The organism is Amycolatopsis arida, assembly GCF_900115565.1.
Lineage (GTDB): Bacteria > Actinomycetota > Actinomycetes > Mycobacteriales > Pseudonocardiaceae > Yuhushiella > Yuhushiella arida.
Map to the genome: position 1 here is coordinate 469,958 of NZ_FOWW01000003.1, position 25,090 is coordinate 495,047.

Consider the following 25,090-nt stretch of genomic DNA (forward strand, 5'->3'; position numbering starts at 1 on the left):
GCGATCCTCAGTCCTCGCAGCCGCGCTCGCCGATCTTGCGCACCTCGATCGGGCCGAACCGCAGGTGCGGGTGGGTGCCGAAGATCTTCTCCGCCTGGTCGAGGTCGGCTGCCTCGATCACCAGGAACCCGCCGACGATCTCCTTCGCCTCGGTGTGCGGCCCGTCGGTGGACACCAGCTCGGCACCCTCGGCGCGCAACACCCGCCCGCCGCGCGACAGGCCGCCACCGGTCAGCAGCGTGCCGGCCTTCTCGAGCTCCTCGCTCCACGCCAGGTACCGCTCCAGCGTCCGCTGCATCTCGTCCGGGCCCAGGTCGGCGACCACCGTGCGGTCGTTGCGCAGGAATCCCACGTACTGGGGCATCTGAATCCCTCCTCGGGTCGATCGGACGCCACGGAGACGAACGGCGGCGGCCGGAATCGACACGACTACCGCGACTCTATGCCCGATCCGTCCACGGACCTGCTCGACGAGCTCGAGCGGCTGCGCCGGGGCCGGCACGCCGCGGACATCCGGCGGCTGGCCGGGCCGCGGCTGCGGCCCCGTGACATCAAGCCCAGTGACATCAAGCAGGACATCGCGGGGCTCGCCTCGGCGTCCCGGGCGGTCGTCGGCGGGGCGTTCCGGATGCCGCGGGCCGACGGCGTGACCAGCACGGGCCGGCGGAAGGTCACCGTGCACCGGCCGGGCGACTGGCCCCCGAACCGGGCCCGGAGCGCTAGCGTGGGGTCATGGACGAACGGGTGAGCCGGTTCGGGGTGGTGGAGCCGGAGGAGCTGCCGGAGGACCTGCGGGAACGGATCGGGGTGATCGCGGAGAAGTCCGGCTTCGTGCCGAACATCTTCCGCGCGCTCGGCCACCGGCCGGCCGAGCTGCGGGCGTTCCTCGACTACCACGACGCGCTGATGGACCGCGCCGAAGGGCTGAGCAAGGCCGAGCGGGAGCTGGTCGTGGTCGCCACCTCCGGGGCGAACCACTGCACGTACTGCGTGGTGGCGCACGGCGCCATCCTGCGAATCCGGTCGAAGGACCCCGAGTTGGCCGACCGGGTGTCGAGCAACCCGTGGCAGGTGGAGCTGGACACGCGGCAGCGGGCGATCGTGGACCTCGCGCTGGCGCTGACCCGCGACTCGGCCCGGTTCGGCGAGGAGCACCTGCGTGACGCCCGGGCGGCGGGGTTGACCGACGACGAGATCTGGGACGTCGGGGCCATCACCGCGCTGTTCGCCATGTCGAACCGGCTCGCGCACCTGACGGCGCTGCGCCCCAACCCCGAGTTCTACGGCATGGGCCGCTGACCGTGCGACTGTCGGAGGTGCCGGCTACCGTCGAACTGGTGGTCGAGAAAGGAGGACGGATGGCCGATTCCCCCGACACGGACGACGTGACGCCCCGGCCGGAGAAGGATCCCGAGGACTGGGTCACCGGCGACGAGCCGATGACCGGGCCGCAGGAGTCCTACCTGCACACGCTCGCCCAGGAGGCCGGCGAGGAGGTGCCCGAGGGGCTGACCAAGGTGGAGGCGTCCAAGCTGATCGACGAGCTGCAGCGGCGCACCGGCCGCGGCGCGGACTGAACGGCTTGCGCACCGGCCGGGTGCCCGCCGACGCGCGCCGGCCTAGAGCCGCATCCGCCAGGTCTCGCCGACCAGGCCCTGCCCCCAGCGGTCATGCGGCTCGCGGTCGACCAGCTCGAACCCGACCGCCTGGTAGATCCGCCGCGCCGCGGTGAGCACGTCGTTGGTCCACAGCTCGATGGCCGCGTAGCCGGCACCGCGGGCGAACGCGACGCATTCCTCGACCAGCCGGCGACCCACCCCGCGACCCCGGGCCCTCGGCTCGACCAGGAGCAGCCGGAGCTTGGCGGTGTCCGGGGCGGAGCCGCGCGTGCAGAGCACGGCTCCGACCGGCTCGCCGTCGAGCTCGGCGATCCAGCCGGCCTGCCTCGGGTCGTCCCAGTTGTCCAGGAAGTCGGCGGCGACACTGGCGACCAGTGCCTCGTAGGGCGCGCCCCAGCCGTACTCCTGGGCGTACCGGACGCCGTTGCGGTGCACGATCCAGCCGAGGTCGCCGGGCCGCGGCGGGCGGAGCACCAGCGGGGCGTCCCGGCGCGGTTCGTCGAGCAGCCGGGTGATGGTGTCCATCGCGCCGAGCAGGCGCCGCTGGTCGTCTTCGGGAAGCCGGCCGAGCAGGTCGCCGAAGTCCTCCTCGGCGCGCCGCTCCAGCACGGCCTGCTCGACGCGGCCGACGTCGGTGATCGTGACGACCTGCCGGCGGGCGTCGCTGTCGGAGCGTTCGCGGACGACGAGGCCGCGCGACTCCAGCCGGGCGAGCAGCCGGCTGGTGTACCCGGCGTCGAGGTCCAGGCGTTTGCGCAGGTCGGCAACCTCCCGGACCCCTTCCTGGGCCAGCTCGTAGAGCACCCGCGCCTCGGTGAGGGAGAACCTGCTGCCGTGCAGTCCTTCGTCGAGGACGCCGATCAGCTCGGTGTAGAACCGGTTGAACCGCCGCACGCGGGCGACCCGCTCGCTCCGTGTCTCCATTGACCACTCCAACTGATTCGTTGACTCAGTCAATGGTATGGGCAGAGGGGGTGAAGCACGACCTTCTCAGGAGGCCGCGAGGGGGGACGCGCTGGAAGAGGGCCGGGAAACGTGGAAACCCCGTGATGCTGCCAGGTCGGGGGTCCGCCAGCATCACGGGGTCATCCGGGGTATCGACGCGACCCGCGGTCGCGTTACACCCCGCGCCTACTGTGTCCTACATCACTCTTTTGGGTGAATCTTGGGGCCCAGGTCCGCCGTCAGCGCAGGTGGTTCTGCCGAGCCTGCGCGATCGCGATCAGCTCCTGCCGCATGGTGGCGGTGGCGGCGTTGTCGATCGCGCGGTTCAGCGCCCGGCGGGTCCGCGCCTCGGCGCGACGAGCTCGAAGCTTGGCGGCGATGTTCGGCATAGTTCAGCACTCCCTCGACAGTCCCACGACGACCTTGCCCCTCCAGTATGCACCTTTTTTCACAAAGTCTCCACCGATTCTCCGGTGAACTAGCCCACTTGCCGATGAATCTCCGGCAACCTGCGGGTAATCTCAAGAGCTTCTTCGTGGTGCTGGTCACGTTTCGGTAACGCCAGTCCGTGTCGGGACGACTATCGGAAAAACCCTAGACAGCGCTAGAAGGCGGTAGCCCCGGAAGTCAGGACATCGGGAGGGGCGCTCGGGCGGGGTTGCCCACCATCGCCCCGACGCGCCGAAGAGCACCCCAGGTCGGGCGGGCGCCGGGAGGCCCTGGCACTCGTTCACACCCGGCGCCGGTGCGTCAGTCCTCGGTGCGGCTGAGCAGGTAGTTGCCGAAGTGCGGCACGGTGAACGCGATGTGCCCCCGCTCGGCGGAGTACACCAGGCCCTTCTTCATCAGGCTGTCCCGCGCGGGCGACAGCGACGACGGCTTCCGGCCGAGGAAGACGGCGACGTCCGAGGTGCCGGCGCTCTCGTCGCGGCCCTGGGTCAGCTCGGCCATGGCCAGCAGGTACTCGCGTTCCGCCGGGGTGGCCCGCTCGTAGCGGGAGCCGAAGAAGCCGACCGCCAGCTCGGACTCGGCCTCAGGGGCGGCGACCCGCACGTCCTCGTCCGTGATCGGGTCGGCGGGAGCGGCGTCCCACGCGGCCTTGGCATAGGCCTGGATGAAGTAGGGATAGCCGCCGGAGGCCGCGAACAGCGCGTCGAGCGCGGCCGGTGCGATCCCGGCGCCCTCGCGCTCCACCGGGGCGAGGATGGCCCGGTCGGCCTCGGCGCGCTCCAGCCGATCGATGCGGGCATAGCGGAACAGCCGCTCGGAGTACGACTTCGACGCCGAGAGCACGGCGGGCACGTGTGGCAGCCCCGCGCCGACCACCACGAGCGGCGCGCCGGACTGCGACAGCTCGTGGCAGGCGGCGCACAGGGCGGACACGTCCGGCGGGCGGAGGTCCTGGATCTCGTCGATCAGCAGCGCGACGCCGGTGCCGACGTCGGCGGCGAGTTCGGCCACGTCGGTGAACAGCTCGACGAGGTCGATCTCGATGTCGCCGGAGTCGGCGCGGCCGGTGGCCGCGGGCACGTCGATGCCGGGTTGCCAGCGGTCCCGCAGCTTGGCGTCGGACTTGTTGGCGCGGAGGGCGAAGGCCTTGAGCACCGCGAGCACGTCGTCGACCCGGTCGGGGGCACGGTGCTTCACCGCGAGGTCCCGGACGGCCCGGTGCAACGCCGCCGACAGCGGGCGGCGCAGGTCGGCGTCGGGCCGGGCCTCGATCTTGCCGGCGCCCCAGCCGCGACGCAGCGCCATCGAGCGCAGCTCACCGAGCAGAACGGTCTTGCCGACGCCGCGCAGGCCGGTGAGCACGAGACTGCGCTCCGGCCGCCCCCGCGCGACGCGTTCCAGCACCACCTCGAAGGCCGTCAGCTCGCGCTCCCGCCCGGCGAGCTCGGGCGGCCGCTGACCGGCACCGGGCGCGAACGGGTTGCGGACCGGATCCATCATGTCAATCTATTGGCTTCTCTAGCTTGGACCCGATATTGGTGCAGAAACCGGTAGGGCGTGTCGCGGCTCACGGCTACGAGCGGTTCGCCGCCAGAGCAGGGCACCGGCCTGTGCGCCAGGACCCCGAGGGCCCGCCTGGAACGAACCCGCGAGAGGCGGGCTTCGGGTGTTGGGCCCACCCCGAAGCCCGATCGTGTCGACGGTCGTCGGCACGGTGTCAAGGCGGGAAAGCGTGCCTTGACACGGCACCGCCGACCGCAAGGCGGCTTCGGATCGGGGTGGGGAGGGGAATGGCTGGAGCTTGCAACCCGCGGGGTGGGGCGCGCCCCGACCCGGCGTGGGAACGGCCGGGCCGCGCTTGGTGCGGCGCCCGCGCCCGCCGAGGGTGCGTTCCCCGAGCAGCACTACCGGGAACCTCGGCAGGGTGGTGGCTGGGTGACCGATCGACACAGCGGCGCCAGCGCCTCCATGAGAAGTGGTGGGCGGGTCTGCAGCCCCGCCCACCGGATCGGCCCGAATCAGAGGTTCCGTTCCGCGTAGACCTTCATCGCGTCGCGGATGAAGGCGGCCGTGCCTTCACCGTGCCGGTCGTAGTTCGCGGTGAACCTGGGATCGTCCACGTACATCTGGCCCAGGCCCGCGAACTGCTCCGCGTTCGGCCGCGCACCCTGCCAGCCGACCGTGATCCAGTCGTACTGGCGTCGGGCGATCGCCTGGACCTCGTCGCTGTCCGCGGCCTTGCCCTCCTGGTGCGCCCGCGCGAAGTCCCGCGCGATGTCCAGCTGGTCCTGCTGGAACGCCTTCTTCTCGGCGTCGCCGAGCGAGCGCCACCAGCGGTCGCCCCGCTCGTACGCCTCGCGACCCCAGCGCTCGGTCACCTCCTGCTCGTACTTCGTGTGGTCGAACCCGTCGAACACCTCGTCCGCCATGAGTTCCTCACCTCCTTCCGTCTTGCGCAACGTCGTTCGCACCGACTCGATCTGCCGCCCGATCCGCTCCCGCTCCTGCTCGAGCAGCTTCAGGTGGGTACGCAGCGCCGCCGCCGTGTCCCGCTCCCCGTCCAGGATCTGCGCGATCGTGGGAAGGCCGAGACCCAACTCGCGGAGCAGCAGGATCCGCTGCAACCGCACCAGGCAGCCCTGGTCGTAGTAGCGGTAGCCGTTGTGCCCCACCCGGCTGGGCCGGAGCAGCCCGAGTTCGTCGTAGTGCCGCAACGTCCGGCTGGTCGTCCCGGCCGAACGGGCGACCTCCTGGATCGACCACTCCTTCGACATGCGCGACTGCCTCCCCCGATCTCGTCGGTGATGTCCACCGTAGAAGTTGACGCAGCGTCAAGGTCAAGCCGGCGTCTTCTGTTCTTCACCCGACCGTGGAAGCCTTCGGGGATGCGCTCACTTCTCCGCACCGCGACGGCGCTCGCGATCACCGTCGGCCTGCTCGGCTCCGGCCTCGGCACCGCGCAGGCGAAACCCCGACCCGAGTTCGACATCCAGGCCCACCGCGGCGGCCTCGGCCTCACCGTCGAGAGCACCCTCGCCGCGTTCAGTCGTGCCATGGAGCTCGGCGTGACCACACTCGAGCTGGACATCCAGATCACCGAGGACGGCCGGGACGTCGTCACCCACGACCGCAGGATCAACCCGGCCAAGTGCGCCGACACCGCGCCCGCGTTCCCGGACGACCCCGAGTTCCCCTACGCCGGCAAGTACGTCAAGAACCTCACGTTCGCCCAGGTGCGGACGATGGACTGCGGCTCGCAGCGGCTGCCGAACCACCCCGACCAGCAGCTCTCGCCGGGCGCGACGATGCCCACGCTGGCCGAGGTGTTCGACCTGGCGCGCCGGCACCACGCGTGGGGCATCCGGTTCAACGTCGAGACGAAGGTGGAGGCGGCCGCGCCACACGAGACGGCGCCGCGGGAGCAGTTCGTCCGCCGCGCGGCGTGGGAGGTGACCCGCTCCGGGTTCGCGCACAACACCACCATCCAGAGCTTCGACTGGGGCGCGCTGATGCTCATGCGCCGCACCGCGCCGTGGCTGAGGACGGTGGCCCTGACCCAGCCCGAGTTCCTCCAGGTCGGCCAGCCGGGGAAGTCGCCGTGGCTGGGCGGGCTCGACATCGACGACTTCGACGGCAGCCCGGTGCGCGCGGTCCGCACGTTCGGGGCCAGCGCGCTGTCGCCGGTGCACGGCAACCCGCAGGGTGGCAGCGTCACCGACCCCGACTACGTCCCGTTCACCACCAAAGCGCTGGTCGACGAGGCACACCGGGCCGGGCTGCGGGTCGTCCCGTGGACGATCAACGACAAGGCCACCATGCACAAGCTGATCGACGACGGGGTGGACGGGATCATCACCGACTACCCGGACCGGCTGCGCGAGGTGGCCGAGGAGCGCGGCTTCCGCCTGCCCCGGTCGTACCCGCTCCGCCGCTAACACTCTCTACAGATTTCTAGCATCAAAACTAGACAGACGTAGAAAGCGCTCGATGCGTGAAGTGCGCCGCGAATGGGTAGTTCGCCACGAGTGTTCGACCAAGGAGGAGGGCGACGACCGTGATTCTGCGTCGAGTGGCACGTCCACTGCTCGCGGCCATCTTCATCTCTGGCGGGATCAACGCGCTGCGCAACGCCGAGGGGCACGCGCAGGCCGCCAAGCCGTTCCTCGACCGAACGGTGCGCGCCAAGGCCGACGCACTGCCGGCCTCGGTGCCCACCGACCCGGTCTCCCTGGTGAAGCTCGACGCGGCGGTGAAGATCGGCGCCGGTACCGCGCTGGCGTTCGGCAAACTCCCCCGGCTGTCCGCGCTGCTGCTGCTCGGCAGCCTGGTGCCGACCACCGCGGCCTCGCACGCGTTCTGGGAGGAGAAGGACGAGGCGCGCAAGCAGGAGCAGCTGATCCACTTCCTGAAGAACGCCGGGCTGGCCGGCGGGCTGCTGCTGGCCGCCGGCGACACGGGAGGTCGACCTTCGCTCGGCTGGCGGGCCCGCCGGGCCGCGCGGAAGGCGGGCAAGCGCGTGCACGACACCCGTGAGGCCGCGCTGGAGACCGTGCACGACACCCGCGTGCGGGCCGGGACGAAGGCGGGCATGCTGGCCGGCCGGGCGTCCAAGACGCTGGAGTCGGCGCTGCCGCACTGACGCCGGCGGGGCGCCCCGGCGATCCACGGTCCGTGCTCCACGGGCCACGGATCGCCGGGGTGCCGCACGTCCAACTCGCCGTCCCGAACGCGTCGAACTCGCCGTCCTGAACGTCGAACTCGCGGTCCGGGCGGCCGGTTACTTGCTGGCGACCTTGCGGTAGCGGGCGGCGGCCAGCGGCGCGAAGATCGCGATGATCACCACGCAGCTGAGGACCGCGTACAGCGCGGCGTTCTCCGCCGGCCAGCCGGTCGGCTCGGGGAAGCCCGCCGGTGCGTTGTTGCCGAACAGGTCCCGCGTCGCGTTCACCGCCGCGGTGAACGGGTTCCAGTCGGCGATGGTGTTGAGCACCCCGGGCAGGCTCTCCTGCGGCACGAACGCCGAGGAGATGAACGTCAGCGGGAACATCCACATCAGTCCCGCGCTGTTGGCCACCTCCACGCTGCGCGCCACCAGCCCGATGTAGGCGCCGACCCAGGACAACGCGAACGCGAACATCAGGATCACCAGATAACCCAGCACCGCGTCGAACACACTGCCCCGGATCCGCCAGCCGATCAGCAACCCGCACACGGTCATCACGACCAGCACGATGAGGCTCAGCACCTGGTCGGCGGTGGTCCGCCCGACGATCACCGCGAACCGCGACATCGGCAGCGACCGGAACCGGTCGATGATGCCCCGCTGCAGGTCACTGGCGAAGCCGACCACCGTGTACGAGGAGTTGAACGCGACGGTCTGCGCGAAGATGCCGGCGATCAGGAACTCCCGGTACTGCGCGCTGTCGCCGCCGGGTCCGCCGATGGCGCCGCCGAACACGTAGGCGAACATCAGCACGAACATGATCGGGAACAGCGTCGCGCCGAGCAGCCACTCCGGGTTGCGACGCACGTTCATCAGGTTGCGCCAGGTGACCACTCCGCTGTCGGAGAAGGTCCGCAGCACCCCGTTCACGCCGCCACCTCCGGCTTCTCCTCGGCGCCGTGCCCGGTGAGCGCCAGGAACACGTCGTCGAGCGTGGGCCGGTGCAGTGCCACGTCCTGCACCGCGACGCTCCGCGCGTCGAGCCGGCGCAGCGCCTCGACCAGCGCCTTCGGTCCGGTGTCCACCAGCACGTCCACCCGCCGGGTGTGCTCGTCGACGTTCGGCTCGCCGGAGCCCACCTCGGCGAGCACCCACGCGGTGTCGGCCAGGTCCTCGGCCGACACCACGACCAACTCCAGCCGCTCCCCGCCGATCTGGCCCTTGAGCTGGTCGGCGGTGCCCTGCGCGATGACCCGACCCTTGTCGATCACCACGATGTCGTCGGCGAGCTGGTCGGCCTCCTCCAGGTACTGCGTGGTGAGCAGGACGGTGGTGCCGTCGGCGACCAGCTCCTTGATGACCTCCCAGGTCTCGATCCGGCCGCGCGGGTCCAGCCCGGTGGTCGGCTCGTCGAGCACCACCACCGTCGGCTCGGCCACCAGCGCGCCGGCGAGGTCGAGCCGCCGGCGCATGCCGCCGGAATAGCCCTTCGCCGGCCGGTCCGCGGCCTCCTCGAGGCGGAACCGGGCGAGCAGCTCGCGGGCCCGCTGCCTGGCGGCCGCGCGCCGCTTGCCGTACAGCCGGCCGACCATGTAGAGGTTCTCGAACCCGGTGAGGTTCTCGTCCACCGCGGCGTACTGCCCGGAAAGGCCGATCGAGCGGCGGACCGCGTCGGGCTCGGCCAGCACGTCGTGCCCGGCCACCCACGCCTGGCCGGAGTCCGGCTTCAGCAGCGTGGTGAGGATGCGCACGGTGGTGGTCTTCCCGGCGCCGTTGGGGCCGAGCAGGCCGAGCACCTTGCCGGCATGGATGGTCAGGTCGATCCCGTCGAGCGCGCGGGTGGAACCGTACGTCTTGACCAAGCCTTGTGTACGCACAGCGACGGTTCTGTCGGATTCGGACATCTTGCTCCCCTGTTCGGACTACTGGCTCCGATGCTAGGAGTAGTCACCGACAAAGTCGCAAGATTTACCGACAAGCGAACCCCCGACGCCATGAAGGCCACCTTCACCGCGCTCGACGCAACGAAGGTGGCCTTCATGGCATGGCAGACCGGCGGCGCTACCGCTCGAGGATGGCCGTGACGCCCTGGCCGCCGGCGGCGCACACGGAGATCAGCCCGCGGCCGGAGCCCTTCTCGTTCAGCAGCTTGGCCAACGTCGCCACGATCCGCCCTCCGGTCGCGGCGAACGGGTGCCCCGCGGCGATCGACGAGCCGTTGACGTTGAGCTTCGCCCTGTCGATCGAGCCGAGCGGGGCGTCCAGGCCGAGCCGCTCCTTGGCGAAGTCCGCGTCCTCCCACGCCTTGAGCGTGGCCAGGACCTGGGAGGCGAACGCCTCGTGGATCTCGTAGAAGTCGAAGTCCTGCAGGGACAGCCCGGCCCGACCGAGCATCCGCGGCACCGCGTAGGCGGGCGCCATCAGCAGGCCCTCGTCGCCGTGCACGTAGTCGACCGCGGCGGTCTGCGCGAACGTCAGGTACGCCAGCACCGGCAGCCGCCGCTCCTTGGCCCACTCCTCGGTAACCAGCAGCACGGTCGAGGCGCCGTCGGTCAACGGTGTGGAGTTGCCGGCGGTCATCGTGCCCTCCGGCCCGCCGAACGCCGGCTTGAGCTTTGCCAGCTTCTCCGCCGAGGTGTCCGGCCGCAGGTTTTGGTCCCTGGTCAACCCGAGGTACGGGGTGAGCAGGTCGTCGAAGAAGCCGCGCTCGTAGGCCGCGGCCAGCCGCTGGTGACTGGTGGCGGCGAACTCGTCCTGCTCCTCGCGGCCGATGCCCCACTCGCGCGCGGTGATCGAGGCGTGCTCGCCCATCGACAGCCCGGTACGCGGCTCGGCGTTGCGCGGGATGTCCGGCACGATGTGCCCCGGCCGGACCTTGGCGAGCAGCTTGAGCCGCTCGCCGAACGACTTCGCGGCGTTGAGCCGCACCAGCAGCCGGCGCAGCTCGTCGTTCACCGCGAGCGGCGCGTCGCTGGTGGTGTCCACCCCGCCGGCGATCGCCGAGTCGAGCTGCCCGAGGGCGATCTTGTTGGCCACGTTGACGATCGCCTGCAACCCGGTGCCACACGCCATCTGCACGTCGGACGCCGGCGTCTCCGGCGCCAGCCGGCTGCCCAGCACGCACTCCCTGGCGAGGTTGAAGTCCCTGGCGTGCTTGAGCACCGCGCCGGCGGCCACCTCGCCAATCCGCTCACCCTGCAGCGAGAACCGGCTCACCAGGCCGTCCAGCGCGGCGGTGAGCATGTCCTGATTGGACGCGTTGGCGTAGGGGCCGTTCGAGCGGGCGAACGGGATCCGGTTGGCGCCGACGATGGCGACCTTCCGGACGCCGGAGCGCGCCCTGCCAGTGCTCTTGGCCGCGCTGGTGCTCTTGGCCGTGCTCTTGCCCGAGCGAGCCCGACCGCTCGCCGGCTTCTCAGCTGCGCTCATGTTTTCCTCCAGCGCCCAATGGCTACTCGTCCATGATGTCACCCGCGGTGACAGTGTAACCTACCCGCGAGTAGGTTAGGCTGAACGGTGACGCCCACGCGGCGAGGCGCGATGACCCTGGAGGCTCTGCCATGGCGGACAGGTACCAGAAGTTCACCAAGACACCGATCGGCAGGTTCGTGGTACCCAAACTGGGCCTACCCAACCCGCCCACGCTGCGCCGCTACCAACCGGGTCAGCCTCCCCTCGATGGTCCCGCACTCCTGGGCGCCGCGCCGAACGGGCGGCTGGAGAAGCCGCTGCGCACCCAGCTCGACGCCGCGGGGATCGAGGTGCTCACCGCGCCGGTCGACGACCAGCGGTACGGCGCGCTCGTGTTCGACGCCAGCGGCATCACCGACCCCGCGGACCTGCGCGAGCTGCACCGTTTCTTCTCCCCGGTGATCAGGAAGGTGGGCGCGTCCGGCCGGGTGGTGGTGCTCGGCACGCCGCCGGAGCACGTTGAGGGCCGGGAACGGATCGCGCAGCGCGCGCTGGAGGGCTTCACCCGCTCGGTCGGCAAGGAGCTCAAGCGCGGTGCCACGTCCCAGCTGGTCTACGTGGCCAGGGGCGCCGAGGAGGCCACCGAGTCCACCATGCGCTTCCTGCTCTCCGCCAAGTCCGCGTTCGTCGACGGCCAGGTGATCCGGATCGGCACGCACGGCAAGACCTCCTCCGCGCCGGAGAGCTGGGACCGGCCGCTGGCCGGCAGGATCGCGCTGGTCACCGGCGCGTCCCGGGGCATCGGCGCGGCCATCGCCAGGGTGCTGGCCAGGGACGGCGCGCACGTCGTCGCGCTGGACATTCCGGCGCAGGGCGCCGACCTGGCCAAGGTAACCAACGACGTCGGCGGCTCAGCGCTGCAGCTCGACATCACCGCCCCGGACGCGCCGGACCGCCTCGCCGGCTACCTCACCGAGCGCCACGGCGGGGTGGACGTGGTGGTGCACAACGCCGGCATCACCCGGGACAAGACGCTCGCCAACCTCACCGAGAGTGCCTGGTCGGCCGTGCTCACCGTGAACCTGGTCGCGCAGCTCGCGGTGAACGACAAGCTGCTGGCGGACAAGGTGCTGCGCGACAACGGCCGGATCGTCGGGGTGTCCTCGATCGCCGGCATCGCCGGCAACGTGGGCCAGACCAACTACGCCACCAGCAAGGCGGGCGTGATCGGCATGGTGAACGACGGCGCGCCGACGCTCGCGGAGCGCGGCGGCACCATCAACGCGGTGGCACCGGGCTTCATCGAGACGAAGATGACCGCCGCCGTGCCGCTGTTCATCCGGGAGGCCGGCCGGCGGATGTCCAGCCTGACCCAGGGTGGCCTCCCGGTGGACGTGGCCGAGACCATCGCCTGGTACGCCAACCCGGCGTCGGCCGCGGTCAACGGCAACGTCGTGCGGGTGTGCGGCCAGGCGCTGATCGGAGCGTGAGGGTCATGGCCGTCAAGGAACTGCACTCGGCGCCGCGGCTGTCGGCGCTGTATCCCAAGGCGCTGCTCGGTGGGTTGCGGACGGGTGGTCGCGAAGCCGGCGGCGCGCTGCCCGCCACCGAGTACGTGCGCGGCGACGTCGTGGTGGACCCGGCGCAGCTCGCCGCCTACAACCAGGTGTGCGGCTTCCGGCTGACCGACGAGCTGCCCGCGACCTACCAGCACATCCTGGCGTTCCCGCTGCAGATGGCGCTGATGACGGAGAAGGACTTCCCCTTCCCGGTGCTGGGCATGGTGCACGTCGCCAACCGGATCACCCAGACCCGGCCGGTGCGCCTCGACGAGCCGTTCACCCTGCGGGTTCGTGCGGAGAACCTGCGCCCGCACGAGAAGGGCACCCAGTTCGACGTCGTCAGTGAGCTCGTGCCGAACGCCTCCGCCGAGCACCACGATCCGATTTGGACGGACGTGAGCACGTACCTGCGGCGGGGCGGGGGCTCGGGCGGGGACCGGTCGAAGGGGGCCAGGGAGCAACTCGCCCCGCCGGCGCCGAGCGCGATCTGGCGGGTGCCCGGCGACATCGGCCGCCGCTACGCCGAGGTCTCCGGTGACCGCAACCCGATCCACCTGCACCCGCTGACCGCGCGGCTGTTCGGCTTCCGCTCGGCGATCGCGCACGGCATGTGGACCAAGGCACGCTGCCTGGCCGCGTTCGAGGGCCGGCTGCCGGAGGCGTTCACCATCGACGTGCGGTTCAAGCTGCCGGTGTTCCTGCCGGCGAAGGTGGCGTTCACGTCGTGGCGCACCGAGGAGGGGTGGGCCGCGGAGCTGTGGGACGCGCGGCGACCCAAGCCGCACCTCGACGCGACGATCACCGCCGGGTAGCGGCTACTGCCGCGGCTTCCAGACCTCGCCCTCGACGAGGTCGTTGAAGCCCAGCCACACCAGGTTCATCAGCCAGGACGCGAGCACGCCGTCGGTGACCTCGCTGTGGTCCAACCACCAGTCGGCCAGCGACTCGGCGGCGCCGACGAGCGCCGCGGCCAAGCCCTCGCCCGACTTCTCCACCTGCGAGGCCAATCCCTTTCGACTGCCGGCGGAGACGACCAGCGCGGCGACCAGCTCGATGGCCCTGCCGCGCATCGCGGTGATCTCCTCGGCGAACGAGCCGCCGACGACGAGCGCCTGCCGGTGCAGCACCGTCCACGACTCGCGGTAGTCGGCGACGAACCGGTAGAACGAGCGCAGGCCGTGCCAGAGCTGCATGTCCGGCGGCACGTCCGGCTGCACGCCGGCCTGCACCGCCTCCAGCAGGCGGGTGGCCTCGCGGCGGATGCAGTGCGCGAACAGGTCTTCCTTGGACCCCAGATACGTGTAGATCATCGGCTTGGACACCCCGGCGACCTCGGAGATCTCGTCCATCGACGCCGAGTGGTAGCCGTAGCGCGAGAACACCTGGACCGCCGCGTCCAGAATCTGCCGTTCGCGCACCGCTCGCGGTAGGCGCTTGGCCCGTTCGGGCGCGCGCTGCACTTCCTCCGACACGCATACCTCCTGTTCTCTTGAACGCTACAGGTTCGTTGCCGAGGGGTGGGATTTCGGCACGCTTGCCGGGCCTTCTACTCGCACGTAACCTTACGCGCGAGTAGGGAGAGAGGGTCGCCCATGACCGAGCAGGCCGGCACCGGCACGACCGATCTCGTCGCTCGACTCGATGTCCTCGCCAGGGAGCCGGATACCCCGGCGGAGTCCCGGACCCGGCTGCTGGACGCGTTGTTCGACCGGATGGCGGCGCGGCTGCGGCCCGGCCGGGCGGCGGCCGTGGACGCGGCGGTGTGCTGGCGATTTCCCGGCGGCACCGGGGACGGCGGCTTCGACCGGTACGAGATGGTCATCCGCGACGGCCGGTGCACGGTCGGCAGGGACCTCCGCGAGCCGCGGCGCCGGGTCACCGTCACGCTCGACCCCGGCGACCTCGGCGCGCTGCTCACCGGCGGGGCCACCCCGGTCGTCCTGTTCGTGACCGGGCGGATCAGGGTGCGCGGGGACCTGGCGTTCGCCGCCGGGCTGCTCGGCTTCTTCGACCTTCCCGAGAAGGGCTGAGCGTGCCCGCGGCGGGAAGGGGCGCGCGGCGCCGACTGCGGGTGGTACGGCCGCCGGCCCAACCCGAGCCCGTTCGGCCCGCGCCAGAGGAGGAGCACCCGGTCAACGCGTTCGCCCGGCGGATCGACGTGGCGGCGCTGACCCCGGCGCAGTTCGTCCAGCTCCTGGAGACGCTGCGCATGCTGGGCACGGCGGGGGCGGGGGTGGAGATCGGCGCGCTGTCCACGGAGGTGCTGGTCGACATCGTGCGGCGGGCGCCGAAGGAGCACATCCGGGCGCTGGCCGAGCATCCGGAGCTGCGCGCGGTGTTCCTCGACGAGGTGTTCCGCCGGATGACGGAGCTGTTCGTGCCCGAGCGGGCGCGGCACGTCGACCTGGTGGTGGCGTGGCGGTTCCCGGTCGGGGACGGGGACGAGTACGAGCGGTTCCAAACGGTGATCGAGGAAGGCACGTGCGTGTCCGGCGCGGAGCTGGGCTGCACGCCGGACACGACCGTCACCGTCGCGGCGGACGACTTCATCCGGATGGCCACCGGCTGCGTGCCGGTCGCGGCGATGTTCGTGACCGGGAAGGTGAAGGTCAAGGGCGAGTACGCGCCGGTGGTACGGCTGATCGGCTACTTCGACCTACCCGGCTGAAGCGCCGGGACCGCCCGGGCTCAGTGCGGGTCGATGACCGGCCGGGACGCCGGCCGCGGCTCGCGGTCGGTGTTGACGACCTCGCTGTCCACCACGATGACGCCGGGGTGAGTGCCGGGATGAGTGCCGGGGTGCGCGCCCGGCTGGGTCAGCGGCGCGCGGCGGGCCAGCCGGCGCAGCCAGGCCCGGCGGATCACGGCCCGGGTGGGCGGCAGCAGGAGGAGCAGGCCGGCGACGTCGCTGACGAAGCCGGGCAGCAGGATCAGCACACCACCGAAGGCGACCAGCATGCCGTCGGTGAGCTCGGCGTGCGCGGGCCGCCCCGCGCCGGCGGCGGCGAGGAACGCGCGGGCCGCCTTGCCGCCCTCGCGGCGGGCCAGCCACGAGCCGACGAACGCGCCGGCGAGCAGCAGGCCGATGGTCGCCAGCACGCCGACGGCCGAGCCGACGGCCCACACGGCGGCCACCTCGGCGACGACGTAGAGCAGCGACACGACAGCCATGTCCATGTCAACGCCGCGGCGGGCCGGATCGTTCCACGGGCGGCCGCCGGCCGATCAGCTGCTCGGCCGCGGCGGAGACGCGCGACCGCAACCCCTCGGCGTCCGGCAGGCCGACGGCCCGGGCCAGGTGGTCGCCGAACAGCAGCCAGCCCAGCACCAGCGCCCCGGTGACCGCCGCCGCCTCGCGGTGCCCTTCGGCCGGCTCGCCGCCCGCGAGCAGGTCGAGGAACATCGCCGCGGCCGGGAAGCCGGTGGGTTCGCCGAGCTCACCGGGGTGGCCGGGTCCGTGGGGCTCGGCGGGCTCGCCGGACTCGCCGGGCGCGTCGGGGCGGCCGAAGAGATCCGGCGTGTCGAGCACGGTTCTGGCCAGCGCCCGCCAGTAGTACGGGTACTGGTCGAGCAGCCGCAGGGCCGCGGGCACCCCGAGCTCCGGCAGTGTCGCCGCGGCCTCGCCGATCGCTCGCGACCGCCTGCGCAGCACCGTCCGCAACAGCTCGTCCTTGGTGCCGAAGTGCCGGTGCACCAGGGCGTGGTTGATCTCGGCTCGTTGGGCGATGTCGCGGATGGAGACCGCCGCCGGGCCCCGCTCGGCCAGCAACTCCACGGTCGCCCGCTCCACCGCGGACATGACCTCGTCCCGCCCCCGAGGGCGGGTGTCCTGGAAACTGCTCATTGACAGCAGTGTAGACAGTTGGTTACCTGTGTGACCAACTGTCTACACCGCGGCGGAGAGGAGTCGACGATGGCGTCGACGAGGTCGCTCCTGGTGCTGGCGGTCGTGGGCGCCATGGTGCTGGGCGGCGCCCCGGCCGCGTCCGCGTCGCTCGTCGTGCCGATTCCGCCGGGGCCGGGCGACCCGCTCGTGCCCGCGTTCGTGGGCGCGCCGGCCACGGCACGGCCCTACCCCGGCTTTCCCGTGCCGCGGCACCCGTTCATGGCGCCCAACGGCAGCAGCAACATGCACAACGACGCCTATGCCACCGATGCCTACGAAACACCGGGCCCGCTGGGTCGCGACCCTCGGGTCACCTCGGCCACCTACGGCATCCAGGAGTGCGCGACTCAGACGTTCGACGCGGCCGGCCGGATCGTCGCGCTGTGCGGGGGCCTGCTCGACCGGCAGCTCAAGCTCATCGAGCGGCGGACGTTGCGCGTGCTCGCGACCTACGACCTGCCGCCGCCCCGGCCGCGGCCAGGGCAGTCCCCGCTGACCGATGTCTGCGGTGGCGCCTACTTCTACCTGGACGATGCCGACCGTGCGGTGGTGGCCACCACGAACGGGCAGGTCAGGGTCATCGCGCAGACGTCGGCACCGGGGTTCGCCGAGCAGCGCCGCCACGACCTGGCCGAGCACCTCCCCGCCGACGACTGCCTGATCGCGTTGAACCCCGACTGGTCGGGCCGGATCTGGTTCGTCACCGGCGGCGGTGGCGTCGGCACCATCGCCCCGGACACCGGAATCGCGCGGGTGCACCGGCTGCCCGGCGAGCGCATCGCCAACTCGTTCGCCGTCGACGAGACCGGCGGGGTGTTCGTCGTGTCCGACCACGCGCTGTACCGCTTCGACGCGGGAGCGGACGGCGCGCCGGTGGTCAGCTGGCGGCGGCCGTACGACCGGGGCAGCCGGGTCAAGCCGGGGCAGCTCTCGCAGGGGTCGGGCACCACGCCAACCCTCATCGGCGCGGATCTGGTGGCGATCACCGACAACGCCGAGCCACGGATGAACGTGCTCGTCTACCCCCGCGGCCGCGCCGACGGTGGACGGCCGGCCAGCTGCCGTACACCCGTGCTGCCCCCAGGGTCCAGCGCCACCGAGAACAGCATGGTGGCGGTGGGCCGCTCGGTGATCGTGGAGAACAACTACGGCTACACCGGCCCGGCCTCGACGTTGCTCGGCAACACCACCGCGCCGGGCATCGAGAAGGTGGACATCCATGGCGACGGTTGCTCGTCGGCGTGGCGCAGCGAGGAGGTGGCGCCGACGTCGGTGCCGAAGGCCTCGCTGGCCTCCGGGCTGCTCTACGTCTACACCAAGCCGGCGAACCGCGTGGGCATCGCGGCCTGGTACTTCACGGCGATCGACCTGCGCACCGGCCGCACCGTCTACCAGCGGCTCACCGGCACGGGCGTCCAGTGGAACAACCACTACGCGGCGATCTACCTGGGGCCGGACAACGCGGCCTACCTCGCGACGATCGCGGGCATGGTCCGCATCGCCGACAGCGAGTGAGCACGGGACGGCCTGCCGATCCTCGGCCGGCCACCGCAGGGATCAGCCCCGCGGCGCGGCCAGGCACAGCTCCGCCTCGCGTGGCGAGCACGGCATCAACTCACCCGCGCTCCCTCCACCCCGATCCGAAGCCGTGACACCCGGCCGGGGGTGCCGGGTCAAGGCATCGTTCGCCCTGACCCGGCAACCGCGACCGGTCAGAAGGTGAACGCCACCGACGGGTCGGCGAGCAGCGCGCCGACGTCGGCGAGGAACTGCGAGCCCTGCTGGCCGTCAACGACCCGGTGGTCGAAGCTCAGCGCCAGCTGCAGCACCTTGCGCACCGTGATCTCGCCGTCCACCACCCACGGGGTGTCCCGGATCGCGCCGAACGCCAGGATCGCCGTCTCACCCGGGTTGATGATCGGCGTCCCGGTGTCCACCCCGAACACGCCGACGTTGGTGATCGTGATCGTGCCGTTGACCATGTCGCCCGGCGGAGTCTTCCCCTCACGCGCGGTGGTGGTGAGCTCGTCCAGCGCGCGGGCCAGCTCGACCAGCGACATCGAGTCCGCGTCGCGGATCTTCGGCACGATCAGCCCACGCGGTGTGGCCGCGGCGATGCCGAGGTGCACGTAGTCCTTGTAGACGATCTCGCCCGTGTCCTCGTCCCACTCGGCGTTGACGTCCGGCGTCCGCTTCACCGCCAGGCACACCGCCTTGGCCGCGAACGCCAGCGGGGTGAGCCGCACCCCGGCGAAGGCCGGGCTCCGCTTGAGCCGCTCCCGCATCTCCATCATCGGCGTGACGTCGACGGTGAGGAACTCGGTGACGTGCGGTGCGCTGAACGCGCTCTGCACCATCGCCGTCGCGGTCGCCTTCCGCACGCCCTTGACCGGCACCCGGCGCTCCCGGGCGGCCGGGTCGAGGACCGGCTCGGCGACCGGCTCCGCGGCGGCCGGCTCGGGGGCCGCGCCCTCGGCCGCCCGCTGGACGTCCTCCCGGGTGATCACGCCGTCCACCCGCTGGGCCAGGTCCCGCAGGTCGACCCCGAGCTCCTTGGCGAGCTTGCGCACCGGCGGCTTGGCCAGCGGCACGTACCCGCCCGCCGGGGCCGTCCCGTTCGTCGCGGGCGCCGGAGCCGCCGGCGCCGGCGGTTCCGGCGCCTTGGGCGGCGCGTTGACCGCCCCCGACGGCCCGTCCGAGGCGGTGGCGGCGGCCGGCTTGCGCGGCCGGCGCTTCGCCGCCGCCTTCTTGGAGCCGTAGCCGACCAGCGGCTTCATCTCCTCCTCGGCTGGCGCCTCTGCCGTTTCCGAAGTGGACGGAGCGGCCGGCGCCGAGCCGTTCGCCCCGCCGGCGGCCGGCGCCTTCCCCCGCGGGTCGATGTCGAGGGTCAGCAGCGGCGCGCCGACCTCGACCGTCTGTCCCGGCTCCGCGTGCAGCTCGGTGACCACCCCGGACCACGGGATCGGCAGCTCGACGGCCGCCTTCGCGGTCTCGACCTCGACCACGATCTGGTTGACCTGCACCTCGTCGCCCGGCTGCACGTGCCAGTTGAGGATCTCGGCCTCGGTCAGCCCCTCCGCGGTGTCGGCGAGGGGAAACTGCTTGTAGTCAGGCATCGGTCCCCCTCACCAGTCCAGCGCGCGGTCGACGGCGTGCAGGATCCGGTCGAGGTCCGGCAGGTAGTGCTCCTCGAGCTTGCTCGGCGGGTACGGGGTGTCGAACCCGGTCACCCGCAGCACCGGCGCCTCCAGCGAGTAGAAGCACTCCTGCTGCACCCGCGCGGCGATCTCCGAGGTGATCGAGGACTCCGCGGGGGCCTCGCTCACCGCGATCAGCCGGCCGGTGCGCCGCACCGACTCGAACACCGGATCCAGGTCCAGTGGGGAGAGCGTGCGCAGGTCGATCACGTCGAGCTCGATGCCCTCCTCGGCCGCCGCGGTCGCGGCGTCGAGGCACACCTTCATCGAGGGGCCGTACGCCACCACCGTGGCCCGCGCGCCCCGCGCCTGCCGTACCACCCTGGACGCGAACAGCGGGTCGGGCGCGGCGGCGGTGTCCACCGGCGCCTTCACCGCGCCCGAGTGGTAGAGCCGCTTCGGCTCGAAGAACAGCACCGGGTCGTCGCACCGGATGGCCTGCTGGATCATCCAGTACGCGTCGGCGGGGTTCGAGCAGGACACCACCTTGAGCCCGCCGATGTGCGCGAACAGCGACTCCGGCGACTCGGAGTGGTGCTCCACCGCGCCGATCCCGCCGCCGAACGGCACCCGCACGACGACCGGCACCTTCACGCCGCCCTGCGTCCGGTAGTGCAGCTTGGCGAGCTGGCTGGAGATCTGGTCGAACCCGGGGAAGATGAACCCCTCGAACTGGATCTCGCACACCGGGCGGAACCCGCGCACGGCCAAACCCACGGCGGTGCCGATGATGCCGGACTCGGCCAGCGGGGTGTCCAGCACGCGCTGCTCGCCGAAGTCCTTCTGCAGGCCGTCGGTGATCCGGAAGACGCCGCCGAGCTTGCCGACGTCCTCGCCCATCACGATGACCTTGTCGTCGGCCTCCATCGCCGCCCGCAGGCCGAGGTTGAGGGCCTTGCCGATGGTCAGGGTCTGCACGCTCGAGGTCGCGCTGTCCGCGACCGCCTTCGTCGGTGCCGCCATCATCGCTCACCCGCCTCTACGAAACCGCCGAGGTAGGCCAGGTACTCCTCGCGCTGCGCGTCGAGCACCGGCGAGGGCTCGGCGTAGACGTTGGAGAAGATCCGCTCGGGCGGTGGATCGGGCATGTTGAAGCAGAAGTCCCGCAGCTCGGCGGCGAACGCGTCGGCGTCGGCCTGCACCTGGTCGAAGAAGTCCTGCTCGATGCCGTGCCGCCGGGTCAGGTGCGCCCGCACCCGCTCGATCGGGTCCTTGAGCTTCCACTCCTCCAGCTCGTCGGAGAGCCGGTAGCGGGTGGGGTCGTCGGTGGTGGTGTGCGCGTCCATCCGGTAGGTGAACGCCTCGATCAGCACCGGGCCGTTGCCGTGCCGGCACTCCTCCAGCGCCCACCGGGTGACCGCGAGGCAGCCGAGGACGTCGTTGCCGTCCACCCGGATGCCGGGGAAGCCGTAGCCGCGGGCCCGCTGGTACAGCGGCAGGCGCGACTGGCGCTCGGTCGGCTCGGAGATCGCCCACTGGTTGTTCTGGCAGAAGAACACCACCGGCGCGTCGTACACCGCCGCCCACACGAAGCCCTCGTGCACGTCGCCCTGGCTGGTGGCGCCGTCGCCGAAGTAGACGATCGTGGCCTCGTCGGTGCTCGAAGGCCGGCCGTCACCGTCGGTGTTTCCTACCTTGCCCTCGAACTTCTGCCCCATGGCGTAGCCGGTGGCGTTGAGGACCTGGTTGCCGATGACGATCGTGTACGGGTGGAAGCCGTGGCGCTGGAAGTCCCAGCCGCTCTGGTCGGTGCACCGGAAGATGCCGAGCAGCTCCTTGAAGTCGACGCCGCGGGTGAAGGCGACGCCGTGCTCGCGGTAGCTGGGGAAGGCCATGTCCCCGGGCTTCAGCGCCCTGCCGGAGCCGATCTGGGCGGCCTCCTGGCCGAGCAGCGGGACCCAGATGCCGAGCTGGCCCTGCCGCTGCATGTGGTTGGCCTCCCGATCACCGCGGCGCACCAGCACCATGTCGCGGTAGAGGCCGCACAGGACGTCGATGTCGACGTCGGCCACGTACGGGTCGAACTGCTCCGAGGGCACTCGCTCGCCCTCGGGGGTGAGCAGCTGGGTGAGTTCGGGACCACCTTCGGTCGTTGCTCGCAAACCCGCTTTCACCTGTTCCGGAGTCGGTTCCGCCGCGGTGGCGGCTGGTCCGGCGCCAGGCTCCGGGCGCGTCCACTGTTCGGGGGACGACATGCGCTTGTCTCCTCGGGTCGATGCCGCGCGGCCGCTTGTGGCGGCCACCACGACTCGCCGGCGGCCACCCGCGCACCGGGTCCGAGCGCTGGGGTCACCGTCGGCGGTGACGGTTCACGCGCACATCCTGGCATGAAATCCCCGGGTGTCGTGAGTCCTCGAAGCCGATTTGTTGTCCGCGCAGGGTTGCTGAGCTGCGGAAACGCTAGGGAGCCCGATGGTGGGGATGCCGAAGGTAGGCCCCTCGCGCGCACCACGCGACCAGCCCGTTCGTGGCCGACCCCGAGCGCCGGAGCGGCCCGGGCGGGCGCGCGATCTCGCGCTAGTGTGACGTGAGACACAGCGAATGCGTGTCAAGATCGGGGCATGGACCAGCGAGCCGTGCGCGAGACGGTCCGGCACCTGTGGGCCGGCGACGCGCTGCGCAGCCTCTCCCATTTCGTGGCGATCCCCGCGCTGTCCCCGGCGTTCGACGTGCGCTGGGCGACCACCCGGCACCTGCACGACGCCGTGACGCACGTGCGGACGTGGCTGGACGAGCGGCCGCTGCCGGGCGCGACCACCGAGGTCGTCGAGCTCCCCGGCCGCACCCCGCTGCTCCTGCTGGACGTGCCGGCGGCCGGGACCACGGGTGCGGAGACCGTGGTGGTCTACGGGCACCTGGACAAGCAGCCCGCGGCCGGTGAGTGGTCACCGGGCCTGGGACCGTGGACACCGGTGGTCCGCGACGGCCGGCTCTACGGCCGAGGCGCCGGCGACGACGGCTACGCCGGGTACGCGGCGGCGACCGCGCTGGCCGCCCTGCACGCGGCCGGCGGCCGGCACGCCCGGACGGTCGTGCTGCTCGAGACGGGCGAGGAGTCCGGCAGCCCGGACCTCGCCGCGTACCTCGACCACCTGGCCGAGCGGATCGGCCCGGTGGGGCTGGTGGTGTGCCTGAACACCGCCGGCGGCGACTACGACGCGCTGTGGCTGGCCACCTCGCTGCGCGGCATCGCGTTCCTCGACGTCACCGTGCGGGTGCTGGAGACCGGCGTGCACTCGGGGCACGCCAGCGGCCTGGTGGCCAGCTCGTTCCGGGTGTTGCGGGAGCTGCTCGACCGGATCGAGGACCCGCGCACCGGGCGGATCCTGCTGCCCGAGCTGGCCACCGAGGTGCCGGCGGAGCGGCTGGCCGAGGTGCGCGCGGCGGTGGCCCGCGGGTACCGGCCGGCGCCGCTGCCATTGGTGGACGGCGTGCGGCTGGTCGACGACGACCCCGTGCAGCTGATCCTGAACAACACCTGGCGGCCGACGCTGTCGGTGACCGGCGCCGACGGGCTGCCACCGGTGGCCGACGCCGGCAACGTGCTGCGCCCGGCCACCACGCTGAAGCTCAGCTTCCGGCTGCCGCCGACGGTCGACGCCGGCGCCGCGCTGCGGGCCGTCGAGCGGGCGCTGACCACGGACGTGCCGTTCGACGCCGACGTGCGGATCGCCCGGCCGGAGGCCGCCGACGGGTGGAACGCGCCGCCGATGGCGCCGTGGTTGCGCTCCGCGCTGGACACCGTGGGCGCGGACGTGTTCGGCCGCCCGTGGCAGGCCATCGGGCTGGGTGGCTCAATCCCGTTCCTCGGGTTGTTCGCGCGGGCCTACCCGGACGCGCAGTTCGTGGTCACCGGCCCGCGCGGACCGGGGAACAACGCCCACGTGCCCGACGAGTGGTTGCACCTGGAGCAGACCGCGCGGGTCACCGAGGCGGTGGCGCACCTGCTGCACGCGCACGCCACCGCACCCGGCTGACCCGCCGTGTTCGCCGCTCCCGTCACCGTGTTCGCGGCTCGCGTCGGCGTGTTGACGGCTCCCGGCGCCGGCCGGGTCGTCAGTTGTCGGCCTTGCGGAACTGGAACTCCTGCGCGGCCGACGAGGTGACGCCGTACTTCAGCGTGGCCAGGCCGAACGGCTTGGCCGGGTCGACCCGGAACAGGGTGGTCGAGCGCGGTGGGTTGCGCTGCTCGGCGGGACCGTAGGTGTAGTCGCCGGTGAGCCCGTCGAAGCTGACCACGCCGAGCTGCTTCGACGCCTCGAGGATGCCCTGCCGGGAGAGGTCGCCGAGCTCGACGGCCTTCTCCAGCACCGCGGTCATCGCCCGGCCCTGGTTGTAGCCGAACGCGAAGTAGAAGTCCGGCTGCTGCTGCGGCGCGAACTCCGCCACCCGGTCGACCATGTCCCTCATGCCCGGCACCGACTCGTCGCCCCACTCGGTGCCCTCGCTGGCGATGATCACGTTCTGCTCCAGGTAGGGCGCCACCGGCGACTGCGCCAGCGCGCCGACCCAGCTCGGCGACTGCGCGTACCACTTCGGCGTGAACCGGGCCTGTGCCGCGGTGCCCCAGATCTTGCCCGCGTCGGTGGGCGTGGCGGTGAGGAACACCATCTCGCAGCCGGCGCCGGCGAGCGCGCCGATCTGCCCGGCGTAGTTCTCCGTGTTGACCTTGAACCGCTGGGTGTTGGTGACGGTGAAGCCGTACCTCTCCGCGGCGAAGTCGATGCCCTGCTGGCCGGCCTCGCCGTACACGTCGTCCTGCACCATCGTGCAGATCCGCGACCGCGTGCCGCCGCCGCCCTCGCCGAGGTAGTGGTCCATCGCGTTGATCGCCTGGATCTGGTACGGAGCGCCGACCGGCAGCAGGTGGTCCTCCCGCACCCACAGGGCGTCGAGCGAGGCCGGCGCGGCGAGGACGTTGTCGGCGCGCAGCTGCGGTAGCACGGCGAGGGTCGGCGCGGTGCCGAGCACCTGGGTGAACGCCACGACGTCGCCCTTGATCTTGTTGTACTGCTGTACGGTGACGTCGGACTTGTACTGGGTGTCCTCCTGCAGCAGCTCCACCTTGTACTTGCCGGCGATGCCGCCCTGGGCGTTGACGTGGTCGAACCACACCTTGTTGCCGGAGGTCAGCGGTTGGCCGATCACGGCGATCGGACCGGACAGCGGGCTGAGCACGCCGAGCTTGATGGTGGTGCCGTCGAAGCCGGGGGTGGCCGCGGGCGCGCCGGCCTCGCCACCGTCGGACCCGCCGTTGTCGCCGGCGCCACCGCAGCCGGCGGCGACCAGCGCCGCCGCGGCGAGCACCGCCGCGAGTCGAGATCGTTGCACCTGCATGGTGACGCTCCTTGCCGCTC

26 protein-coding genes are annotated in these 25,090 nt (G+C 71.8%); 11 read left to right on the plus strand and 15 right to left on the minus strand.

Annotated elements, in window-relative coordinates; genetic code table 11:
• Positions 1-7 precede the first annotated feature (7 nt).
• Positions 8-364 (minus strand): YciI family protein, encoded by a 357-nt coding sequence (locus BM051_RS11730; RefSeq protein WP_092530101.1) that lies wholly within the window; start codon positions 362-364, stop codon positions 8-10.
• A 78-nt stretch (positions 365-442) separates the two neighbouring features.
• Between BM051_RS11730 and BM051_RS11735 the strand changes: the two genes are divergently transcribed.
• The 3 genes from BM051_RS11735 to BM051_RS11745 are packed head-to-tail and all read left to right on the plus strand — an operon-like array spanning position 443 to position 1,577.
• Complete coding sequence (locus tag BM051_RS11735) at positions 443-748, plus strand: hypothetical protein (RefSeq protein ID WP_092530102.1); 306 nt, start codon at positions 443-445, stop codon at positions 746-748.
• Complete coding sequence (locus BM051_RS11740; RefSeq protein WP_092530103.1) at positions 733-1,299, plus strand: peroxidase-related enzyme; 567 nt, start codon at positions 733-735, stop codon at positions 1,297-1,299. The genes BM051_RS11735 and BM051_RS11740 overlap by 16 nt, the downstream gene beginning before the upstream one ends.
• Before the next feature lie 59 nt (positions 1,300-1,358).
• Entirely contained in the window at positions 1,359-1,577 is a 219-nt protein-coding gene (locus tag BM051_RS11745) for a DUF3072 domain-containing protein (RefSeq protein ID WP_092530104.1), read from the plus strand.
• Between the two features lie 42 nt (positions 1,578-1,619).
• Here BM051_RS11745 and BM051_RS11750 read toward each other — a convergent pair whose 3' ends face one another.
• From BM051_RS11750 to BM051_RS11760, 4 genes are all read right to left on the minus strand, one after another.
• Positions 1,620-2,543: a bifunctional helix-turn-helix transcriptional regulator/GNAT family N-acetyltransferase gene (locus BM051_RS11750; RefSeq protein WP_092530105.1), complete on the minus strand. Its 924-nt coding sequence runs from the start codon at positions 2,541-2,543 to the stop codon at positions 1,620-1,622.
• 260 nt (positions 2,544-2,803) lie between these two features.
• Positions 2,804-2,953 carry a hypothetical protein gene (locus tag BM051_RS29000; RefSeq protein ID WP_166677664.1) on the minus strand — a complete coding sequence of 50 codons (150 nt, stop codon included), beginning with the start codon at positions 2,951-2,953 and terminating at the stop codon, positions 2,804-2,806.
• 361 nt (positions 2,954-3,314) lie between these two features.
• Entirely contained in the window at positions 3,315-4,511 is a 1,197-nt protein-coding gene (locus BM051_RS11755) for an ATP-binding protein (RefSeq protein ID WP_092530106.1), read from the minus strand.
• 521 nt (positions 4,512-5,032) lie between these two features.
• Positions 5,033-5,788, minus strand: coding sequence for a MerR family transcriptional regulator (locus BM051_RS11760; protein WP_092530107.1), 756 nt, complete (start codon positions 5,786-5,788; stop codon positions 5,033-5,035).
• Between the two features lie 111 nt (positions 5,789-5,899).
• Between BM051_RS11760 and BM051_RS11765 the strand changes: the two genes are divergently transcribed.
• Positions 5,900-6,949 (plus strand): glycerophosphodiester phosphodiesterase family protein, encoded by a 1,050-nt coding sequence (locus BM051_RS11765; protein ID WP_092530108.1) that lies wholly within the window; start codon positions 5,900-5,902, stop codon positions 6,947-6,949.
• A gap of 119 nt (positions 6,950-7,068) precedes the next feature.
• A complete protein-coding gene (locus tag BM051_RS11770) occupies positions 7,069-7,653 on the plus strand; it encodes a DoxX family membrane protein (protein WP_092530109.1) in 585 nt (194 codons plus the stop codon).
• A gap of 138 nt (positions 7,654-7,791) precedes the next feature.
• Here BM051_RS11770 and BM051_RS11775 read toward each other — a convergent pair whose 3' ends face one another.
• The 3 genes from BM051_RS11775 to BM051_RS11785 form a co-directional block, all read right to left on the minus strand.
• A complete protein-coding gene (locus tag BM051_RS11775; protein ID WP_092530110.1) occupies positions 7,792-8,607 on the minus strand; it encodes an ABC transporter permease in 816 nt (271 codons plus the stop codon).
• The gene (locus BM051_RS11780) at positions 8,604-9,581 is read right to left on the minus strand and encodes an ATP-binding cassette domain-containing protein (protein ID WP_092530111.1); all 978 of its coding nucleotides are present in this window, start codon (positions 9,579-9,581) and stop codon (positions 8,604-8,606) included. The genes BM051_RS11775 and BM051_RS11780 overlap by 4 nt, the downstream gene beginning before the upstream one ends.
• Before the next feature lie 157 nt (positions 9,582-9,738).
• Entirely contained in the window at positions 9,739-11,106 is a 1,368-nt protein-coding gene (locus BM051_RS11785) for an acetyl-CoA C-acetyltransferase (protein WP_092530112.1), read from the minus strand.
• Between the two features lie 131 nt (positions 11,107-11,237).
• On the opposite strand from BM051_RS11785, the gene BM051_RS11790 reads away from it, so the two are divergent.
• Both BM051_RS11790 and BM051_RS11795 read left to right on the plus strand, forming a co-directional pair.
• Positions 11,238-12,578, plus strand: coding sequence for a 3-oxoacyl-ACP reductase (locus BM051_RS11790; RefSeq protein ID WP_092530113.1), 1,341 nt, complete (start codon positions 11,238-11,240; stop codon positions 12,576-12,578).
• Between the two features lie 5 nt (positions 12,579-12,583).
• Positions 12,584-13,462, plus strand: coding sequence for a MaoC family dehydratase (locus BM051_RS11795; RefSeq protein ID WP_092530114.1), 879 nt, complete (start codon positions 12,584-12,586; stop codon positions 13,460-13,462).
• Between the two features lie 3 nt (positions 13,463-13,465).
• On the opposite strand, the gene BM051_RS11800 is transcribed toward BM051_RS11795, so the two are convergent.
• Positions 13,466-14,122, minus strand: a complete 657-nt coding sequence (locus tag BM051_RS11800) for a TetR/AcrR family transcriptional regulator (RefSeq protein WP_092530115.1) — start codon at positions 14,120-14,122, stop codon at positions 13,466-13,468.
• A gap of 120 nt (positions 14,123-14,242) precedes the next feature.
• On the opposite strand from BM051_RS11800, the gene BM051_RS11805 reads away from it, so the two are divergent.
• Positions 14,243-14,680 (plus strand): SCP2 sterol-binding domain-containing protein, encoded by a 438-nt coding sequence (locus BM051_RS11805; RefSeq protein WP_092530116.1) that lies wholly within the window; start codon positions 14,243-14,245, stop codon positions 14,678-14,680.
• 41 nt (positions 14,681-14,721) lie between these two features.
• Positions 14,722-15,318: an SCP2 sterol-binding domain-containing protein gene (locus BM051_RS11810; protein WP_243859485.1), complete on the plus strand. Its 597-nt coding sequence runs from the start codon at positions 14,722-14,724 to the stop codon at positions 15,316-15,318.
• Positions 15,319-15,338: 20 nt separating this feature from the next.
• Here BM051_RS11810 and BM051_RS11815 read toward each other — a convergent pair whose 3' ends face one another.
• Entirely contained in the window at positions 15,339-15,821 is a 483-nt protein-coding gene (locus BM051_RS11815; protein WP_092530389.1) for an FxsA family protein, read from the minus strand.
• Between the two features lie 7 nt (positions 15,822-15,828).
• Complete coding sequence (locus tag BM051_RS11820) at positions 15,829-16,494, minus strand: TetR/AcrR family transcriptional regulator (RefSeq protein ID WP_092530117.1); 666 nt, start codon at positions 16,492-16,494, stop codon at positions 15,829-15,831.
• Between the two features lie 69 nt (positions 16,495-16,563).
• Here BM051_RS11820 and BM051_RS11825 point away from each other — a divergent pair, with 69 nt between their 5' ends.
• Positions 16,564-18,051 (plus strand): hypothetical protein, encoded by a 1,488-nt coding sequence (locus BM051_RS11825; RefSeq protein ID WP_092530118.1) that lies wholly within the window; start codon positions 16,564-16,566, stop codon positions 18,049-18,051.
• Positions 18,052-18,248: 197 nt separating this feature from the next.
• On the opposite strand, the gene BM051_RS11830 is transcribed toward BM051_RS11825, so the two are convergent.
• From BM051_RS11830 to BM051_RS11840, 3 genes are read right to left on the minus strand one after another with little or no spacing between them, the layout of a single operon-like run.
• Positions 18,249-19,652, minus strand: a complete 1,404-nt coding sequence (locus BM051_RS11830) for a dihydrolipoamide acetyltransferase family protein (RefSeq protein ID WP_092530119.1) — start codon at positions 19,650-19,652, stop codon at positions 18,249-18,251.
• 9 nt (positions 19,653-19,661) lie between these two features.
• Complete coding sequence (locus BM051_RS11835) at positions 19,662-20,696, minus strand: alpha-ketoacid dehydrogenase subunit beta (protein WP_092530120.1); 1,035 nt, start codon at positions 20,694-20,696, stop codon at positions 19,662-19,664.
• Positions 20,696-21,928 (minus strand): thiamine pyrophosphate-dependent dehydrogenase E1 component subunit alpha, encoded by a 1,233-nt coding sequence (locus BM051_RS11840; RefSeq protein WP_092530121.1) that lies wholly within the window; start codon positions 21,926-21,928, stop codon positions 20,696-20,698. The genes BM051_RS11835 and BM051_RS11840 overlap by 1 nt, the downstream gene beginning before the upstream one ends.
• A 366-nt stretch (positions 21,929-22,294) precedes the next feature.
• On the opposite strand from BM051_RS11840, the gene BM051_RS11845 reads away from it, so the two are divergent.
• A complete protein-coding gene (locus tag BM051_RS11845) occupies positions 22,295-23,710 on the plus strand; it encodes a M20/M25/M40 family metallo-hydrolase (protein WP_092530122.1) in 1,416 nt (471 codons plus the stop codon).
• A 79-nt stretch (positions 23,711-23,789) separates the two neighbouring features.
• Here the strand turns inward: BM051_RS11845 and BM051_RS11850 are convergent, their stop codons facing one another.
• Positions 23,790-25,070 (minus strand): ABC transporter substrate-binding protein, encoded by a 1,281-nt coding sequence (locus BM051_RS11850; protein ID WP_243859439.1) that lies wholly within the window; start codon positions 25,068-25,070, stop codon positions 23,790-23,792.
• Between the last annotated feature and the right edge of the window lie 20 nt (positions 25,071-25,090).